We start from the raw sequence: 19,247 nt of genomic DNA, 5'->3' as shown, positions 1-19,247 counted from the left end.
CCTATTTGTTTTTGGAAACAATTTTAAATCAAGTGTTTCCAGATCACATCATACACATCTACTGCTTCCAGTTCGGATTTTTCGGCAGCCTGATCTGTGATGATGATCGGGTAGTATTCTTTGGGTATGTTAATGCCTCCGTGTGAACCTTTAACTAATGTGGCATCGAGTGGAATGACGTCCATTAAATATCTGAATCCAAGTAGCTTACGTGCCAGTTTGTAGCCTGCACGTAGTTTGATCAACGGATTCTTGGGGTCCATAAACATCTCTACCGGATCATAACCCGGCTTGCGGTGAATGTCTACCAAATGCGCGTAATCCGGCGCTTTGGCATCATCGAGCCAGTAATAGTAGGTAAACCAGCTGTCCGGTTTGGCCACGACTACAATATCGCCGGAGCGTTCGTGGTCGATGTGGTAATCTTTTTGCGCCGCTTTATCAAGCACGAGATCAATGCCTGGTGTATTTTTCAAAACCTGCATCACGCGCTCTTTCACCGAAGGATCATTCAGATAAACATGCGCGATTTGGTGATCGGACACGGCAAATGCTTTGGAAACGCCCGCATCCAGCAGCTCATACCAGCGCTCAACGCGCACGGAAATCAGCCCCTCGTTGCGTAGAATGCGGTTAATATGGATCGGGTTGTTCACCGCATTAATACCATATTCCGAAAGCAGAATGATCTTGGCATTGCGCGCCTCGTAGAATTGAATGAGGTCTTTCACAACTTCATCAATTTCATTCAGCTCCTTGCTGATTTTGGAAAAGTCCGGCCCGAATTTTTGCAAACAATAATCCAGATGCGGCAGGTAAATGAGCGTCAGCGTAGGGTTATGCTTTTTCTCGACCGACATGGAAGCATCTGCAATCCAGCGCGTCGATTTGATATTCGCATTCGGCCCCCAGAAGCTGAACAGCGGGAACTGGCCAAGTTCGGCCTGCAATTCATCGCGCAACTCCGGCGGGTAGGCGTAGCAATCCGGTGCTTTTACGCCATCGGCATGGTACTGCGGCCGCGGCGTTACCGACCAGTCGGCGGTGGAGTACATATTATACCACCAGAACATCTTCGAAACGGTAAATTTGGGATCCACTTTTCGGGCATTGTCCCAAATTTTATCGCCCTGCACGAGCTTGTTCGACTGCTTCCAGAATTTAATCTCCGAATCTTCACGATCGTACCAGCCATTACCGACGATCCCGTTGTCGGCCGGCCATTTACCCGTCACATAAGTGCTCTGGGAAGTAGTGGTGACAGCAGGTAAAACAGGTTTAATCGGCGTCAAATGCCGCTTTTTGACATAAGCGTCCAGAAACGGCGTATGTTCGCCGATCAGGTTGGCGCTTAGTCCTACAATATCTATAACTACGGTTTTATTCATAATTCAAAACTTTCTTCACCCATTCCAGCTCGCGAACGATGGATTCGCCGATGGGCTTTTGCATGTCCTCGGGAAGCACGCCCCAGGTGTAGGTTTCCACTTCTAGGTAGGCCGAGAATGGGTTTTCTTTTTGCAATGCCAATGTCTGCACAATGTCGCCCTGCGTCGAATCCAGCACGCCGTAAGTGTTTACAAACAGCGGAACGTGGAAGTGCACGCGCCATTCCTCATGGGTTTCGTCCCAGTCGGTCAGTGCTTCTTTTAAATCGGGGTAGTGCGTAAAATGGCCGTCGTCGTGGCGGGCCACTACCTGGTGGAGGTACACCGGCTCGTCGAAGGTTTCGATTGCCTTGCGCTTAATTTCCTTTTCAGTATTGTAATTTACCTTCAAAGCTGAGCTCACCTGTATGCGGCCGACCTGAATGCCATATTCATTCAGCGAATCGAGGATGTCTTCCGGTTTTTCGAAACCGACCGCCGCGTGGCAAATGTCGTAGCACAGCTGAATGTGTTTCAAGATGAGCGCCTGTGCCGCTTCACCGTAGATCCCGTATTTTTCTACCAGATAAATAGTGCCTTTCGGAAGCAACAGATTCGCATACCAGGTCACAAAATCCTCGGTGTTGTCGAGAATGCCGTCCGGTTCGGGTTCGATGTCCAAATGCAGGAACTTGCCGGTTTCTTTTTCAATGCGGACCAGTTCATCAAGCAGTTCGAGGATGTGATCGGTTGCTTTTTCGGTGGCTTCCTGCTTTTCCGCTTCCGAATCCCACCAAAGTCGGTAGGAGAGCGGTGGCGTGGAAACACCTCCGTGCATATCAGCTGGCAGAAGCTCGGTCAGGATGTTGAAGAGGCGCTTCGTATATTCCAGCCGGTCCTGCGTCGTCCAGTCGGGCGTATGCACGTCGTCCTTTACGCGCGTGTTGTGAAAGCCGCCGTATGGAAAACCATTGATCACAAACACGTAAATGCCATGACCGGCCAGCCAGGTCTTAAACTCGTTCAGCACTTCGGGCTTACTGAGCTCGATGGAAGCCTCATTCGCTACGCGCAGGCCCAGCCCGAATGGCTTGCCCGGGGCGAGCTGCTCGCGGATAAATGGTAACGTTTCACGCAGCGACCGGAAATGGTCCTCCCACTTTTCGCCGGGATGGATGTTGCTGCAATAGGTAAGGTGTCCGTAAGGCGTAATCATGCAGGAATAATTTTGGAACTTTCGAGGTAATCCACCGACTGTGCGATAATGTCGGCGTCGAGCTCATGCACTTCCACACCTTTTCCAATCTTTTCCAAAAGCATGATGGTGAGCCTGCCGCCCAAATGCTCGCGGAATTCCTGCAAGCCGTTGCGGAGGTTGATTTTATCGTTTTCAGCCAGTTTGGAATGATATAGCTCAAAACCGACTTTGGTGAGCACGTCGATAATGCGGTGCAGGTCGCTTTCGGCCAGCATGCCTATTTTATGGGCATACACGCAATCCAATGCGATGCCGATCGCCACCGCCTCGCCGTGACGCACCTCGAAGTTCGTAAGGAATTCCAGCTTATGCGCGGCCCAGTGACCAAAATCCAATGGTCGCGAAGAGCCGAATTCGAACGGGTCGCCGCCGGCAATGTGGTCGGTATGCATTTCGGCGCAGCGGTGGATGAGGTAGGCCATGGCTTCTTCATCACGCGCTGCCAATGCGGTTGCATGTTCTTCAATCCATTCAAAAAACGCCTGGTCCTTGATCAATGCCACTTTTACAGCTTCGGCCAGGCCGCCGCGCCAGTCGCGGTCGTCGAGCGTGCGCAGGAAAGTGAGATCGTTGAAAACAGCCACCGGTGGTGCAAATGTGCCGAGGAAGTTTTTTTTACCGTGAAAGTTAATGCTGTTTTTGACGCCCACGCCCGAGTCGTTTTGCGCCAAAACGGTCGTCGGAATGCGGATGAGCTTGATGCCCCGGTGCGAAACCGCGGCGGCGTAACCGACGAGGTCCAGCACGGCGCCACCGCCAATGCCGATCACAAATGAGTGCCGATCAATCCCGAACACGTCGACAGCCTCCACGAGCTTATCGAACTGCGACGGATCATTTTTGCACGCCTCCCCGCCCGGCACCGAAATGATCTCGGCCGCGAGCTGGATATGCGCTGCATTTTGTGCGAAATAGGCGCGGATATTGGATTTCAAATCCGGCTGTGTTTGTTCAAACCCCTCGTCCACGATCACCAGGGCCTTGCGTTGAAAGCCCTGCTCGGTATATGCTTGAAAAAAATCTTTCAGTAACGGGTTCTGGGTGTCAAATAGGTGCTGGGTGAAGAATACGGCATAATTGTATTCCACCTGGAAACGTTGTTTTATGGTTTGCATTGAATTTTGCATTACACTAGCAAAAGTGGGTACTGAATATTAAGCTCAAAATCACTGATATAAAGACTAAAATTACGAGGTTTTCCCCGTCCCGCCATCGTCCAATTAATTTATTAGGCAGAAACCACACTTTCTCCATCCTCCATCGTCGCCTTCCTCCTTCATTTAAGTAACCGCAAATGCCTTCGCTAAATACATTGAAAGCGGCAGCAATGCGAGCACTGCAATGGCAATAGGCAGCAGCCCAAATGTTGCACACCAGGAAGCATTCATGACGATCAGCGAGATTACCCCGGCTTTCACCGCCTTACCGATAAGCGGGCCGATGGGATTCTGCATCGCATTCCAAAGCGGCCGGAAAATAAACCAGGCGTGCAGCAGGATAAACGGAATAGTAAACAGCAAATTACCCTTTCCATGCGCAATGATGAGCTGCGCCGCAAGCACAGCCAGGTAGAGAAATGCGGCTATATATAATGTACGCCTCTTGCCGCCATGCACCTCGTCCTGGCTGATGAGCGTAATGGCGCCAATGTACATGATCGGGAAAATGGCGATGAACGCCCATTGCTGCAACGATTCGGGTAGTACGCTCATGCCGAGGATAAGGTTACCGCCCCGGCACATGCCCATCACGAGCGGACCGAAGAACACGTGGTGTTTGGCAAATCGATTATACAAAATGGTGAGCATCGCTACCACCACAGCGATCATGCCGCTTTGCAGGTTGTAGGCCGCTGCCGCGATAATGCCCAGCAGCAACAGCGAAATGCCCATTGCAGCAGCCTGCGCCAGAGGCACCTTACCGCTTGGAATAGGCCGCTCCGGTCGCTCTACTGAATCCAGTTTGGCATCAAAAACATCATTCATCACTACCCCGCCGCCATACAGGCCGAGCGTGGAAAGCACGAGCAATGCCGGTGAAAAATCCGAAAATGTAAACTGCGCGATCGCCATACCGGCCAGGATGTCCGCGATGGCGGTTACCAGGTTGGCCGGGCGGGTGAGCTGCAAATAAGGTTTGAGTGCGGCCACTTTAATTGATCACTAAAAAGTCCTTCACCGGAGCAGGTTGCTGGCCACCCCGCAGAATGCTGTTACCATGGAATTTTTCCGTCTGGTCCACCGCGTACCCCGATTCGAAATCGGTCACGTCGATCTGCCCGCTTTGGCCGAATGCATCAATGGCATTCTGATAAGTCACGAGCCGGATGGTTTCGTCCGGAATACCGCGCATTTTCATCAATGCGGCCGTTTTCGGGATCGCGAGCGGATCGGAAATGCCCCAGTCGGCAGCGGAGTTGATCATAATACGCTCCGGGCCGTATTGTTCCACGACCTTCACCATTCGTTCGTTGCCCATTTTGGTAAATGGATAAATGGTAAATGCCGCATAAAATCCCTGATCAAGCACGCTTTTCACGGTTTCCTCATTGTTATGGTCCACAATCACCCACGACGGGTCGATGCCGTGTTCCAATGCAATGGCCATGCTGCGCTCGGTGCCTTTCTTCTTGTCGCGGTGCGGCGTGTGGATCTGCACGGGCAGTTTCGCTTCTTTCGCGAGTTCGAGTTGGAGGCGGTAGTACTTTTCCTCTGCGGGCGTCTGGTCGTCGAAACCGATCTCGCCCACGCCTACCACGCCTTCTTTATAAATATACAATGGCAGGATTTCCATTACCTGCTCCGCTAGCGGCTCGTTGTTGGCCTCGCGGGAGTTCAGGCCCATCGTGCAGTAGTGTTTTATGCCAAACTGCGAGGAACGGAAGCGTTCCCATCCTACCAGACTGCTATAATAATCTTTGAATGTGGACAACCCCGTGCGCGGCTGCCCTACCCAGAATGCGGGTTCGATGAGCGCCACGATACCGGCCTGGTTCATGGCCTGGTAATCGTCCGTCGTGCGGGACACCATGTGGATGTGTGGGTCGAAAAACCGCATTCCTTTGATGAGGTCTTTGTAGTCGTTCCAGGCAATGTCGCGGTGCGCAGGGGCCTGGTTGGCTTCTTCGCTGTCTTCGAAATGCGAAGGATTTTGAGCTAATTCGTTATGATTGAGGCACATAATGTCAATGTTCGAGGTCGGCCCAGGTCAATGCGCCGGATTTTACTGATTTTTCCAGATCGGTATATTTGGCCAACAAATAATTGGCTGCCGGCAGCGATGCGTCGCCGCAGGCCAATGCGGCCGCCTTACGGTCGTCCTCTTGGTCCGAATCAAACAAATGCTGCATATCGGCCAGCAACGCGGAATTCAGGTATTTGCCGGTAAGCCGCCACACCTGTGCAGGCACGCTGCGACCGGCCGCCCAGCGCTCGTGCGCGAAGTCGGAAAGCGTCACGGCCAGCTTTTCATTCGTACGGTTTTCCAGTCCTTCTATCAAATGAATAGGCTTGTCGTTGAATATCGTTTTGAGTACCAGCTGGTTCCAGGCAAGCTCGCTGAAATGCTTCTCCGGGTAGGGGTTATGCAATGCAATCGCATCAAACACAAATCCCATATTCGACCGCACGGCGTCCGTCGCCCGGAAGAGCCATTGATCCGGGTAGGAAAGCAGCGGCAATGCCGAATACAGCGCCACGAGCTCATTCATTTCCGCCGTATCGAACAGCGTTTCAATGTTTTTAACATACTCCTCCTTGTCCGACGGATCAAGCTGCGTGAGCAGCCACACGCGGCCAAGCCGCACAAGCGACCATCCATCGACTGAAAACCCGGGAATTTCGAGGTTCAATGCGGCCTTTTCGGCTTCGGAGGTGGTAATGATTTTTTTGGATAAAAAACGGGAAGCTGCCACGAAGGCAGTCATCAGTTCGATCGGCGCAACGGCGCCCGGCGCGAGGGCTACTTTTTGCTGCAACCACCCGGCCTCGGCAGCCGACGTGTTGGAAGCGATGATATCCCAGATCTTTTGTTTAATAATATCGGACATAACGGTTGTCTGTGATCCTGTCTTACCGGCTTGCACCGTGTAAAATGATGGAGGATGCCGGGTTAATGCTATAATGCCTGTTTGCCGGTATAAAGTTTCCGGCCGGCTATTTATAACGTAGTAATGGCCGTTTTTGGCTCATTTTCGGCCATGATTGATATCAGTTTTAATGAAAAACTAATGTCATTTGTAACTGATGGTTAAAAATCGAATTCGAGAATATCGGCATCGTTCAGCAGGTGGTGGGTCAGTTTTTCGTGCATGCGCTCGGAGCCTTGGAGGGTCCAGTTGCCGGTAATGTGCGTCCCGATGCGGCTTTGCTCGCCGCGCAGGATTTTTAGGTCGTAGTCTTTGAAGAGGTTTTCATACGTTTTCAATGTCTTGCGCTGGTACACGCACATGATCCGGTAATTGCGGATCTGGCTTTTGCGCCGTATGAATTTCTGCACAGGCGCCAGGATCACGAGCGTCATCCCCGAAATGACGAAGCACATAACGGTTACCTCATAAAACCCGGCCCCGATGCCCATTCCCACGGCCGCCGTCACCCACACGATCGCCGCTGTTGTAATCCCTACGACGCGGTTATTCTCCCGGAAAATGATCCCCGCGCCGATAAAACCGATGCCCGTCACGATATTCGCCGCGATACGCCCGGCGTCGGAACTGATCTTAATGGAAAGAATGGTAAACAAAGTTGAGCCCATGCAAATCAAAATCAGCGTGCGTAAGCCGGCAGATTTGCTTCGGTACTCGCGCTCCGCGCCGATGATCGCGCCGAGGGTAAAGGATATGAGGAGTTTTAAAATGTCTTCGGGCAGAATTTCCATTCAATGTAATTTGTATTCATGATAAAGCCGGGCAGAGGTTGAATCTCCCGGCTTTTTGATGGGGTAATGCTACGGTTCAGGCCGCTAAACGCCGCTCTACCCAATCTATAATTATCTCCGCTCGTTGAAAGCCTAGCTTCACGACCTCGGCATCTCCCACACCATCGTATGCCATCACGAGGTGCAATTGCTCGTAAACGGATACGAATGTGTTCAATATTTTCTTGTCTTGTTGCGCCAGGTTAGACTTGTACCAATCCACATCCTTCCGGCCTTTCGTTTTCTTGCCGAAATAATGGTCCAGCGCAAAAAGTACCCCGGAATAAGCAGTATGCCCGGCCATTTTCACATACTTGGAATCCTGGTAGAAGCCATCTTCCTTGCCCCCTTTGTCGCGAAGGATGTCCTTTGCATTGTTCAAATAGCGTTTTGCCTCGATGACAGCTTCCTGCGCGGAGAGTTCTTGTTTTTTAATCATAGCGTATGTTTAAGTTAAAAGTGTTCATTATGCGGCCGCCGTCCGCGTCTCGACCCAGTCGATGATGCGTTCGGCTTGCCGAAAGCCAATTTTCACAACCTCCTCCTGACCTACGCCGTCATATGCCATCACAGGTGCAACTGTTCGTAAACGGCAGTGAAGGAGTCGAGCATTTTTCGATCCTCTTTCGAAAGATTTATTCTGTACCAATCTACATCCTTGCGGCCCTTCGCTTTCTCGCCGAAATAATGGTCCAAAACAAATAACACACCGGAATAAGCGGTATCCCCGGCCATTTTTACATATTTGGAGTCCCGATAATACCCTTCTGTTTTCGCTCCCTTTTCGCGCAGGATTTCCTTCGCATTGTTTAGGTAGCACTTAGCCTCAGTGACAGCTTCCCGCGCGGAGAGTTCTTGTTTAGCCATATTTTAAGTGTATGTGTTTGGTGAATAGTAAGACTACCCAACAAATTTACAAAGAATCACTTACCATTCATCCACTCCTCAATCGCCTCGGCCTCCAATGGGATATCTGCCATTAAATCCACATTCCCATTCTCCGTAATTAGAATATCATTCTCCAACCGGATGCCCAATCCTTCCTCGCGAATGTAGATGCCCGGCTCGCAGGTGAAGACCATGCCGGGTTCGAAGCGGCGGTATTTATTGCCGACGTCGTGGATGTCGAGGCCCAGGAAATGCGACGTGCCGTGCGGGAAATATTTCTTGTAGGCCGGCGTATCGGGGTCTTGTTTGGCAATGTCATCCCGGGTGATCAGGCCGAGGCCGATGAGCTCGCTTTCCATGATGCGGCCGATTTCCTGGTGGTATTCGTCCCAGATGTTGCCTGGCACAAGCAGGCCTTTGGCCGCTTTGAAAACACGCAGAACGGCGTCGTACACATCGCGCTGGCGCTTGGTGAAGCGGCCGTTCACCGGGATGCTGCGGGTAAGGTCGGCGCCATAGTTGGCGTATTCAGCGGCTACATCGAGGAGCAGGATGTCACCGTCCTTGCAAACCTGGTCGTTTTGGATGTAATGCAGCACGCACGCATTTGCGCCCGAAGCAATGATCGGCTGGTAGGAGAAACCTTTCGAACGGTTGCGGACAAACTCGTGGAGCAGTTCGGCTTCTATCTCGAATTCGTGCACGCCGGGTTTCACGAATTTCAATACTCTTTCGAAACCCTGTTTCGTAATGTCGCAAGCCTTTTGCAGCAATGCAATTTCCTCCGGCTGCTTCACGGCGCGGAGCTGGTGCATGAGCGGCGCCAGGCGCACGAGGTGGTGCAGCGGATATTGTTTTTTGAAACACTCAATAAACCGCGCATCGCGTGACTGTACATAAGAATCGTTGCGGGTGTGTTCGTTGGTGTTCAAATACACGTTTTCAGCCTCAAAAACGATGTTGCCGAAAACGGTTTCGTATTGGTGCGTCCAGTAAATGCTTTGAATGCCAGTGGCGGCGCGGGCCTGTTCCTTGGTGAGTTTTTCGCCTTCCCAAACGGCGATGGTTTCGTTCGTTTCGCGGAGGAAAAGGACTTCGCGGAACTTCGGATCGGGGTGGTCGGGGAAGATGAGCAGGATCGTTTCCTCCTGGTCGACACCCGTGAGGTAGAACAAATCGCTGTTTTGTTTGAAACCCATTGTGCCGTCTGCGTTGGTTGGCATAATGTCGTTTGCATTGAGTATGGCCAGGGATCTAGGTTTGAGTAATGTCGTTAAACGGCGTCTGTTTTCAATAAATAGTTTTTGGTCGATGGGGGAATATCGCATGTCTGTATTTTTTCGGATCAGGTAATTTAATTTGTAAAATTACGTTTATCTTGTTCAAAAATTCTAAACTTCCGTTGCCTTAGTAAAGCATTGATTATGGCCCCGGAAACGCAGAAATCGAGTTTTGATTTACCAAATTGATTTAGAATACCTAACTAATGCCGTTGATGAAAAGACTGCTTTTGCTTGCGCTCGTGTGTATGCCGTGGGTGTTGTCAGCAAGCCCGAAATATTGGATTTATCTGAAAAATAAAGACCTGACTGCCAGCCCGGCCGTTTCGCCGCTGACGCTGGAAAACCGGCAGAAACTGGGGCTCGTCCTTTCAGATGAAACCGATTTGCCGGTCAATAAAGCCTACGAAACCGCATTGCGCGGGCATTCGGTGAATATCATCAACCGCTCCAAATGGCTGAATGCAGTTTCCGCCAACCTCACGAGCGAACAGGCCATGAAAGTGCGCGAACTGGATTTTGTGGCCGACGTGGTAATGATCGACCCCGGTTTTTACATAGCGAAAACCCAGCCCATCGAAAAAGCGCAAATGGCGCCCGTGATGTCGCAGGTGCAGGCTAATGCATTCTTAAAGGAAAATATTACCGCCAAAGACGTTACGATCGGTGTAATCGACGCGGGTTTCTATGGCGCGGATTCGTCCCTTTCGCTTTCGCAGGTTTTTTCCAATAATAGGGTCCTGGGTATCCGTGATTACGTGAAGCCAGGTCGTCCCGGCGACTTGCTGTTCAGCACCGCGGAGTCGTTCTCCGATATGCACGGCACTGAAGTGCTTGCCGCCATTGCCGGCATCGATCACCAGGACCAGGTGCAGTACGGAATGGCCACCAATGCGAAATTCTACCTCGCCCGCACGGATTATTCCATGCGCGAATACCGCGGCGAAGAAGATAACTGGATCGCCGCAATGGAATGGATGGATAGCCTTGGTGTGCGCCTGATCAATACTTCATTAGGTTATGCCAAAGGTTTCTCGGACCCGCGAGAGAATTACCAGCCGGCACAAATGGATGGCAAAACGAGCGCTATCAGCAAAGCCGCGCAGATCGCTTCCGACAAAAAGGGCATTATGATCATCGTTTCCGCCGGAAATGAAGGCGACGATAAGAGCTGGGGCATTGTGTCGGCGCCTGCCGATGCGAAAGGAGTCCTGTCGGTAGGAGCTACCAATGGAAAGCTGTGGAACCGGATCGGTTACAGCAGCACCGGACCGGAGTTTTTGTCTTATGTAAAACCCAATGTTTCCTGCTTTTCGCTTTACGGAACGTCGCTTTCCGCGCCCGTAATCACCGGGTTTGCGGCGTGCCTGCTGCAAGCTAATCCGCAGCTTTCGAACAAGGAGCTCATTTCGCTGATCGAAAAATCCTCGCATTTGTACCCTTATGGCAATAATTTTGTGGGCTACGGCGTGCCGCAGGCCTCCCGCGCACTTGCACTCGCGAAGGCGCCCTATTTACCTAACAACTCCAAGCTCATCACGGCCAAAGGACGCAGCTGCGAGGTGGACGTGACCAGCCAGGACGCTATAGTGGCCATTTACCGCAAAAAGAACGAAAAGGACGTCATCGCGCAGCAGGTAGCCAAAGTGCAGAACGGCAAGGTGTCGCTGAAACGCCAGAATAACGAAAGGTTCACGACCATCGACCTTCGTGATTACGTAGTGGAAGTGGAGTGGAATTGACCCGCATAGGGTGGCCCGCATCAGGGTGACCTACGGAGCCTTGCTTCTTCGAGATCGAGTTCGTGTTCCTTCGTTCGGATCAGCTCGTTGGAGCAAGCTCTTTCCTGCCTCAGTTTCAGGATTTCCTCTCTTTTTACATCAATAATTTCCAGGAGCATCCGGCGGTATTTGCGCACGTGGCTGATCGATTTGTTATCCTCTGAATGCAGCAGTTTGTAGTCGGCCATCTCCACGATTTTCTCATATCGCTCTTTCAGCAGCCTGAACGGCTCGAAATCCTGTATTTCGCCGTCGTAATTGGATTTCATATAGTCCAGGCTCACCGTTGCCAGGCGGGAGTTCATCATGGCATTCTCTTTTTCCAGACTATCATCATCGTCTTCGATTTTCAGCCATTTGATTAAGTACGGCAGGCTCAGCCCCTGGAACACCAGCGTAAAAAGGATCACCACAAACGTGATAAACAGGAACAGGTTGCGGTGCGGGAACGGCTGGCCATTCACGAGCAGCGGTATGGCCAATGCGGACGCCAGCGATACCACCCCGCGCATTCCGCTCCATGCGACGATGAAGACGGTTTGCCAGCTGGGTTTCGGCTCTCTCTGGCGCACCGATTTGGAAAGAATCCTGGGCAGGTAAGTTCCGGGAAAAACCCAGATGATGCGGATGAGAATGGTAACAATGCTGATAATGACCGCGTAACTCACCACTTCGCTCGTGGTGTACTCGTTGAGCCCGTTGATCACCTCGGGCAATTGCAGGCCAATGAGGATGAATACAATGCCGTTCAACAGGAAGACCACCGTTTGCCAAACGTAGTTGGTCTGCATCCGCGACTGGTACGTGAACAACTCGTGGGCCCGGAAGCTCAGAAACAAGCCGCCGCTCACCACGGCAAGCACACCCGAATAGTGAAAATGCTCGGCGGTGATGTACATCAGGTAAGGTGAAATGAATGTAAGCGCGGTGTCGATGCTGGGTGTTGTGGGGAAAAAGCGGTGTACCACGTAGAGTACGTGCGCGATCGCCAGGCCGATGACGACCCCCATCACTGCGACCATCAAGAAATCGGCCCCGGCTTTCCAGAGGACAAAGTTGCCGGTTTCGATCGTTGCGAGGGCAACGCGGAATACGATCAGCGACGATGCGTCGTTTACGAGACTCTCGCCTTCGAGGATGGTCACCACCCGTTTGGGGACTTTCAGGCCGTGCAGCACCGAGGTGGCAGCCACGGCGTCGGGAGGGGAGATAATGCCGCCAAGCACGAAGCCCATTGCCAGCGTGAAGCCCGGAATGAGCGCGTGCGTAATGTAGGCAACTGCCGTGGCCGTGAACACGACCAGCCCGATGGACAGCAGGCCGATCGCCCGCCGCGACGCCCAGAAATCCTTCCACGAAGTGTTCCAGGCAGCTTCGTAAAGCAGCGGCGGCAGGAAGATGAGAAACACCCAGTCGGGTTCGAGCTGCAAATGCGGCATCCCGGGAACAAAGCTGATCAGCAGGCCGGCTATAACGAGGAAAATAGGGTAGGAAATCCCGATCTTTTCGCTCAGCATTGTCAGCATCGACACCACAAAGAGGAGTGAAATAATGAGCAGTAAATTCTCGAGGATCATATTCAGTAAATCGGCGTTCGGAGATATAAATGTATATAAAATGTAAAATTAACATGTAATAACTTTTGTGTGTGGTCGAGCACGCAAATGCAAATTTTGATTTATATTAGCAGGAATTATTGTGGTTTTGCACTAACTTTAATGCCTTTAATATTCTGTATCACTGGCATTACGAATAGATAAATCATCAAAAACAGTCATTCCATCACCTAATCCTTAATTGCAATGAGTACTTCTCGGAGAGATGTTTTGAAAATGGCGGGAGTAGCATTGGCAGGTAGCACACTACCAACCTTTGCGATCCTGAACCCCAATCGCGCCTTCGCGGGCGTGAACGCTGATACCCTGAAAGTAGGGTTGATCGGTTGCGGCGGCCGTGGTTCCGGCGCAGCTAACCAGGCTTTGAAAGCTGACCCTAACGTAGTACTGTGGGCTATGGGTGACATTTTCAAAGACAAACTGGACTCGTCGCTTGAAAACCTTACGAAAGTGCACGGTCAGAAAGTGAAAGTGGATGAAGGTCGCAAGTTTGTGGGTTTCGACGCTTTCAAGAAAGTGTTGGATTCGGGTGTGGATGTAGTACTGCTCGCAACGCCTCCTCACTTCCGGCCCGAGCATTTGACGGCGGCTGTCAATGCAGGTAAGCACGTTTTCTGTGAAAAACCGGTGGCGGTGGACGCTCCGGGTGTGCGCAAAGTGCTCGACGCGGCGAAACTGGCCAAGCAAAAGAATGTGTCCCTGATGTCGGGCTTCTGCTGGCGCTACCACGAGCCGAAACGCGCGAGCTTCGCACGGATCCTCGACGGCGCAGTCGGCGACATTACGGCGATTTATAACACTTACGATACCGGTACATTGTGGTCGTTCCCACGCGTGGCCGGCTGGACGGACGCTGAATACGTGCTCCGTAACTGGACTTACTACACCTGGCTCGCCGGCGACCACATCGTAGAGCAAGCCGTGCACAGCATCGATATGATGGCCTGGGCAATGGGCGGCAAGCTGCCTGTTTCGGCAGTAGGAACCGGCGGCCGTCAGGTGCGCACCGACTCACTGTTCGGCAACATTTTCGACCACTTCTCGGTCGTTTACGATTACGATAATGGTGTGAAAGGCTTCCACCACTCACGCCAGCAGGCCAACTGCGAAAACAGCTATTTGGTACAAACATTAGGAACCAAAGGGCAGGCAATGGTAAACTGTGCCCGTAACGTGCACGAAATCACCGGTGCTAACCCGTGGAAATACGACGGCCCGCAAAACGATATGTACCAGACAGAACACAACGAACTGTTTGCGTCTATCCGCAGCGGCAAGCTCATCAACGACGGCGAATTCATGGCGCACAGCACATTAACCGCCATCATGGGTAGAATGGCTGCCTACACAGGCAAGCGCGTAACCTGGAACGATGCATTGAACTCCACCGAGAAGCTGGGACCAGATACTTACAGCTTTGACATGAAACCACCGGTTGTAGAGGTGGCTAAGCCAGGTATCACTGCATTCTCCTGATACCTTATGCAAAGAAGAGATTTCCTGAAAAACACCGCCATGGCAGCATCTGCCGTGGCGGCGGGCTCTTCGGTGCTGTACGGTGCCGAAGCGGCGGCTGCATCCGCGGCCAGCGCACCAGCGGTTGCGGCACGCCCGATGGTGAAGAAAAGCCTTAAATGGGGTATGGTAAAAGAAGATTTGTCGATTATGGACAAATTCAAACTCCTCAAAGACCTTGGCTACGACGGCGTCGAACTCGACTCGCCCGATAAGCTGGATATGAAGGAAGTGCTCGCCGCGCGCGACAAAACGGGCCTCGAACTGCCGGGAACCGTGAACTCGATGCACTGGAAGCTCCCATTGTCCGATCCCGATCCGAAAAAGCGCGAAGAATGCGTCAAATCCATTGAAAAAGCATTGCACGACACCAAACAATACGGCGGCACGACCGTCCTTGTGGTGCCGGGCGTGGTGAATGCGAATGTCACTTATGCAGAAGCCTACGAGCGCTCGCAGGCGGAAATCCGCAAACTGCTGCCGGTGGCCGAGAAGACGGGCGTTAAAATCGCATTCGAAAATGTTTGGAACCAGTTCCTGATCAGCCCGCTCGAAGCAGCCCGCTACGTGGACGAGTTCAAGCACCCGATGGTAGGCTGGTATTTCGATGTCGGCAACGTGCTGCGTTACGGCTACCCCGTTTCGTGGATCGAAGCATTGGACAAACGCATTCTCAAACTGGATTTGAAAGAATTCAGCTTCAAAAAACAAAACGACCTGGGCCTGTGGAAAGGCTTCGACGTAGAGTTCATGGAAGGCGATTGCAACTGGGCCGAGGTAAACAAGGCATTGCAAAAAGATCGGCTACTCCGGCTGGGCATCGGCCGAGGTTTCCGGCGGCGACCGCAAACGTTTATTAACTATCCGTGAGAAGATGGACCTTGTGTTCAACGCATAATTACACTTCTTACAAATGCATAAAGGGCCCGGTTATCCGGGCTTTTTTTATGCATGATTTTGTAGTATAGAAATGTTGTTGAAAATCTCCAACTTGCGATTACATCAGCACACTATAAATATGTACTACGAATTTATATCCTCCCTGAGTGAGATCCTGCCTGTTGAAGATCAGACCCGGATACTGTTCCAGCAAAGGTTAAAAATTGTGAAAGTTCCAAAAGGCCGGGTCCTGCTGTCGGACGGTGAAGCTTGTGACAAGCTCTGGTATCTGCAATCCGGAATTGTACGTGGGTATCATCTCGTTAGCGACGGCCACGGCGCCTTCCGCGACGTGACCGACTGGTTTGCAAACGAAGGTGACTTTTTCCACGCAGCCGATAGTTTCGTGAAGCAGCTACCGTCACGCGAATGCATCGAGACGCTGGAACCCTCCGTGCTGATTTACATCGCGCGGGCTGACCTTTACGAACTCTATGCAAATCATCCCAAAGCCTGTTGCATTGGCCGTATTATCGCCGAACGCCTCTTGCTGGGCCATCAGGATCTGCTTCGCGACATGCGTACGCTTTCCGCCCACGAGAAGCTGGAATCGTTTCGCGCGCGTTCGCGGGAGCTCTTCAATCGCGTGCCACAAAAATACATTGCCTCCTATCTAGGCATTTCCGAAAACTACGTCAGCAAGCTCAAAGCCAGACGCTGAATTTTCTTCCTTTTTCCAGGTCCGATCCTGTTTTATCCCAGAATAGGTGTGGTTTATCCTCTTTTTATTTGTACAAAAAATGCAAATAATATGAAGAGAACATGCTACTTACTTGGGATGGCCCTTTTTGGGCTGGTTTGGACAATAGGACTGGCAAGGGGGCAGCCGCTCGATGGGATCGCGAGAGCGAAAGAATATGTTGATCAGGATGTAAAAAGGCACCGATGGGAGCTGAATGTGAATGCGGGTAATTTGTTCAGGTTAGGGCACTCCGGTACTCACCAGTATTTCTACCTGATTAAATGGAATTCCGAGCATGTCGAGAATAATCGCGGACATGCATGGAGATTTTCGTTAAGCCCGCAGTTGGGTAACCACGATACGATGGTTCCTGGTGATACTTCGCCCCAAGGCTCTCGCGTGCTTAATGATTACAATTTTAAACCGCTTTTTGTAATTGGGCACGAATGGCAACGCATTTATGGCAGGACAATGCTATTTGGCGGAATTGACTTTGCCGGAGTGCTCAATTGGAGTAAGGGAACTGCTTATGACGTGCCCTCGCCTTGGGAAGTTGGTGCTTCGGGAACTTCGGTTATTCACTATCGGAGGAACATCATCAGGCTTGCATCATTCCTGGGAGCCAAAATTTACCTGAATCATCGGATTTCATTGTCGGCTGAAAGTCACATTCAGTTCAGCCGGGGAATTGAAAGTTACAGGTCTTCATTTGACGATAAATTTGTCGCAAGAAGCAAATTTACATGGAAGCTTATGGAGCCCGTCCCATGCTATTTCATTGGTCTTAGTTATAACATTTAACACTCACTGAACTATGAACAAATTAGATTTCTCGTTCTCTTCATCCTGTTCTTAAATCCCTTGTTCACTATCGTGAAGGGTGCAGTTGATCCGGTTGTCTATATCTAGGGAAGCAGAGCAAATTCGATTTTTGATGGAATCGACTTTTACGGATTGGAACCCAGTAGTAGTAACTACCTCAATGAATACTACTATTATCCGCAGATAGTTGTCGATCTTCAAAACAGTAGCGTACCGTAAAATGCAACTGTCACGTATGAATGGACGGTCGTTGGTGGGACTGCGGTGAGCGCAAAGACAGTCTCATATTTTACTGCTAAATGGAACAACACCGTAAATTACAGCAGTGGCGTGGCTACAAAGACAATTCGCTTGAAAGTTACGTACACGTGGACGCCACAGGGCGGCACGAAGCAGACCAAAGTAATCAACAGCGTACGGGCCAACGAAGCCAACGAAGCACTGCCTATCGAGGTGAAATATATCAGCGATCCTTCAACAATTACTTTTAACGGCTCAACACTCAGCAAAAGCAATACCCTTTCCTATCCTTGTGGAGCAGCTCAGAAAACCGTTTCGATCCCCGCTGTGGCCACAGACCCTGGCGCGCCCGTTACTTACTACTTCTTTTATCCGAATGGTTGGACAGGTCCAGCGAGTTCGAATGTGCCGTCAGTAACTGTCAATACACATGTCAATCAGGGTGGGACGATTAAGGTAGAGGCAAAGCGGAATGATAGCAATAATTTCAGAACTAAAATATCTATCACGATTACACGGCCTGTGCCGACTAAGCCGGTAATAAACTCGCCCGATATATTACTTTGCAGTCCCAAAACAATAACGGCCAACGCAAGTAATGCTACGAGCTACAACTGGACTTCCTCGGGAGGAATTACGGCAAATTCGCCGGGCAATACCAATTCCGCGCAAATTACCGGCGTTTCCGACGGAACTGTGATGGTTTCCGCTACTTCCTCGGTCTGTGCGATGACTTCGGCGAATAGCAACCCGATCAACGTAAAAAGAAGCGCCCCATTACCCGCTTCACTATCAGTCACCGCCAATGGCGGCGGATCGCCGGATTTTATGTGTAACGGCGCGGGGATCATGCTGAGCGCTTACACCGCCGAGCCGGGGACGCAGTTTGGGATGTGGACTTCCAGTGATCCGGGAAATACAATCCTCAATTCCAATGGCGGGACGGCTTATTTCAATTCCTATGTCAATAACTGCTACGGCATCGACATCACTGTGAGCAACTGTTTCGGTTCGGTGCAGAAGGGCATCACGATTTGCGTCGATAACTGCGCGAAAGGAACACCGATTTACAAGGTATTCCCCAACCCGGCGAAAGATCAGGTGAAAATTCAGTTTGATGACGACGTTGCCAGAGAGGCGCTTCCACAGGTCATCAAACTATTCAGTGAAGCTACCGGAAAGGAAGTCAGGTCAATTCAGGGAGCGGAAGAATTTGGAAGCGGTTCGTATCAAGAAGACAACACCATTACCCTGTCTGTGGGCGATCTGCCGAGAGGTACCTATTATCTAAGACTTACCAGCCGGGATGGTAATGCGGATAATGTGCGCGTAGTCCTGGAATGAACGCGTCGCTTGCCTATCTGCTCGTTACTCCGCGTTCCTCACTTACTCACCTTGTACCGCGCACGGCCGTAATATTTTAAGGTAGAGATCTTCAATTGCTTCTCTTTCAAGGCAATCAGCTTATATTCCTTGAATTCTCCCTCCTTATCCAGAAATCCGACGATGCAGGATTCTTTCTCAGGGCCTTTTCGGATTTCCACCTTGGGCATAATGCCGAAATTGGGGATGGTGAGCGTGTCTTCGGCTTCCTGCACCATATATTCGATCTTCATGAGGAACTTGAAGGTCTGTTTCGTTTCGTAAACATCCACCGCCAGGCGCCAGTCATTCAGCTCGTCCTGGATTTTTTCGCTGTAACTCGCTACCGGACTGTTTTCGACCGTCTCACGCGTGAGCGGGATCGTGTCGTTGATGGCCTTGGCCGGTTCGCCGCTGCCGGTTGCTGCGGTTTCGTCGTCGTTTTTCGGTTTGTTGCAGCACAATAGCGCCAGAAGGAGTAAAAAGCTGTAATGCTTCATGGAAAATCGTTGAGGTTTGTTGATAGGGCTACCTGTTTGCAATATACCTTTGTTATTTGCATTAAAAGAAATATTTTACT

18 protein-coding genes are annotated in these 19,247 nt (G+C 51.1%); 6 read left to right on the top strand and 12 right to left on the bottom strand.

Annotated elements, in window-relative coordinates; genetic code table 11:
- Positions 1-23: 23 nt before the first annotated feature.
- The 10 genes from DFER_RS14260 to DFER_RS14215 all read right to left on the bottom strand — a co-directional run bounded on the left by DFER_RS14260 (position 24) and on the right by DFER_RS14215 (position 9,758).
- Complete coding sequence (locus DFER_RS14260; RefSeq protein ID WP_015812351.1) at positions 24-1,388, bottom strand: alkaline phosphatase family protein; 1,365 nt, start codon at positions 1,386-1,388, stop codon at positions 24-26.
- On the bottom strand, positions 1,381-2,583 hold the full coding sequence (gene eboE / locus DFER_RS14255) for a metabolite traffic protein EboE (protein WP_015812350.1): 1,203 nt from the start codon (positions 2,581-2,583) through the stop codon (positions 1,381-1,383). The genes DFER_RS14260 and eboE overlap by 8 nt, the downstream gene beginning before the upstream one ends.
- Positions 2,580-3,740 carry a 3-dehydroquinate synthase gene (locus DFER_RS14250; protein WP_015812349.1) on the bottom strand — a complete coding sequence of 387 codons (1,161 nt, stop codon included), beginning with the start codon at positions 3,738-3,740 and terminating at the stop codon, positions 2,580-2,582. Before DFER_RS14250 ends, eboE begins: the two co-directional genes overlap by 4 nt.
- Before the next feature lie 165 nt (positions 3,741-3,905).
- On the bottom strand, positions 3,906-4,775 hold the full coding sequence (gene eboC, locus DFER_RS14245; protein WP_015812348.1) for a UbiA-like protein EboC: 870 nt from the start codon (positions 4,773-4,775) through the stop codon (positions 3,906-3,908).
- A 1-nt stretch (position 4,776) separates the two neighbouring features.
- Positions 4,777-5,805, bottom strand: a complete 1,029-nt coding sequence (locus DFER_RS14240; RefSeq protein ID WP_015812347.1) for a TatD family hydrolase — start codon at positions 5,803-5,805, stop codon at positions 4,777-4,779.
- A 4-nt stretch (positions 5,806-5,809) separates the two neighbouring features.
- Entirely contained in the window at positions 5,810-6,673 is an 864-nt protein-coding gene (locus tag DFER_RS14235; RefSeq protein WP_015812346.1) for an EboA domain-containing protein, read from the bottom strand.
- Between the two features lie 200 nt (positions 6,674-6,873).
- Positions 6,874-7,503 carry an MgtC/SapB family protein gene (locus DFER_RS14230; RefSeq protein ID WP_015812345.1) on the bottom strand — a complete coding sequence of 210 codons (630 nt, stop codon included), beginning with the start codon at positions 7,501-7,503 and terminating at the stop codon, positions 6,874-6,876.
- 76 nt (positions 7,504-7,579) lie between these two features.
- The gene (locus DFER_RS14225) at positions 7,580-7,981 is read right to left on the bottom strand and encodes a DUF5618 family protein (RefSeq protein ID WP_015812344.1); all 402 of its coding nucleotides are present in this window, start codon (positions 7,979-7,981) and stop codon (positions 7,580-7,582) included.
- Positions 7,982-8,109: 128 nt separating this feature from the next.
- Positions 8,110-8,409, bottom strand: a complete 300-nt coding sequence (locus DFER_RS14220) for a DUF5618 family protein (RefSeq protein ID WP_015812342.1) — start codon at positions 8,407-8,409, stop codon at positions 8,110-8,112.
- Positions 8,410-8,465: 56 nt separating this feature from the next.
- Complete coding sequence (locus DFER_RS14215) at positions 8,466-9,758, bottom strand: aminopeptidase P family protein (protein ID WP_015812341.1); 1,293 nt, start codon at positions 9,756-9,758, stop codon at positions 8,466-8,468.
- A gap of 158 nt (positions 9,759-9,916) precedes the next feature.
- On the opposite strand from DFER_RS14215, the gene DFER_RS14210 reads away from it, so the two are divergent.
- Entirely contained in the window at positions 9,917-11,452 is a 1,536-nt protein-coding gene (locus DFER_RS14210; RefSeq protein ID WP_015812340.1) for a S8 family serine peptidase, read from the top strand.
- 20 nt (positions 11,453-11,472) lie between these two features.
- On the opposite strand, the gene DFER_RS14205 is transcribed toward DFER_RS14210, so the two are convergent.
- The gene (locus tag DFER_RS14205; protein WP_015812339.1) at positions 11,473-13,068 is read right to left on the bottom strand and encodes a Na+/H+ antiporter; all 1,596 of its coding nucleotides are present in this window, start codon (positions 13,066-13,068) and stop codon (positions 11,473-11,475) included.
- Between the two features lie 255 nt (positions 13,069-13,323).
- Between DFER_RS14205 and DFER_RS14200 the strand changes: the two genes are divergently transcribed.
- The 5 genes from DFER_RS14200 (at position 13,324) to DFER_RS14180 (ending at position 18,649) form a co-directional block, all read left to right on the top strand.
- Positions 13,324-14,583, top strand: coding sequence for a Gfo/Idh/MocA family protein (locus tag DFER_RS14200; protein WP_015812338.1), 1,260 nt, complete (start codon positions 13,324-13,326; stop codon positions 14,581-14,583).
- 6 nt (positions 14,584-14,589) lie between these two features.
- Positions 14,590-15,492, top strand: coding sequence for a sugar phosphate isomerase/epimerase family protein (locus DFER_RS14195; RefSeq protein WP_015812337.1), 903 nt, complete (start codon positions 14,590-14,592; stop codon positions 15,490-15,492).
- 148 nt (positions 15,493-15,640) lie between these two features.
- Positions 15,641-16,222 carry a Crp/Fnr family transcriptional regulator gene (locus tag DFER_RS14190; protein ID WP_015812336.1) on the top strand — a complete coding sequence of 194 codons (582 nt, stop codon included), beginning with the start codon at positions 15,641-15,643 and terminating at the stop codon, positions 16,220-16,222.
- 90 nt (positions 16,223-16,312) lie between these two features.
- Positions 16,313-17,044, top strand: a complete 732-nt coding sequence (locus DFER_RS14185; RefSeq protein WP_015812335.1) for a hypothetical protein — start codon at positions 16,313-16,315, stop codon at positions 17,042-17,044.
- A 372-nt stretch (positions 17,045-17,416) separates the two neighbouring features.
- Positions 17,417-18,649, top strand: coding sequence for a T9SS type A sorting domain-containing protein (locus DFER_RS14180; protein WP_143828735.1), 1,233 nt, complete (start codon positions 17,417-17,419; stop codon positions 18,647-18,649).
- Between the two features lie 38 nt (positions 18,650-18,687).
- Here the strand turns inward: DFER_RS14180 and DFER_RS14175 are convergent, their stop codons facing one another.
- Positions 18,688-19,167 carry a hypothetical protein gene (locus tag DFER_RS14175; RefSeq protein ID WP_015812333.1) on the bottom strand — a complete coding sequence of 160 codons (480 nt, stop codon included), beginning with the start codon at positions 19,165-19,167 and terminating at the stop codon, positions 18,688-18,690.
- Positions 19,168-19,247: the final 80 nt, after the last annotated feature.

This window comes from Dyadobacter fermentans DSM 18053 (assembly GCF_000023125.1).
GTDB lineage: Bacteria > Bacteroidota > Bacteroidia > Cytophagales > Spirosomataceae > Dyadobacter > Dyadobacter fermentans.
This window is presented reverse-complemented; position numbering and strand designations above follow the sequence as displayed.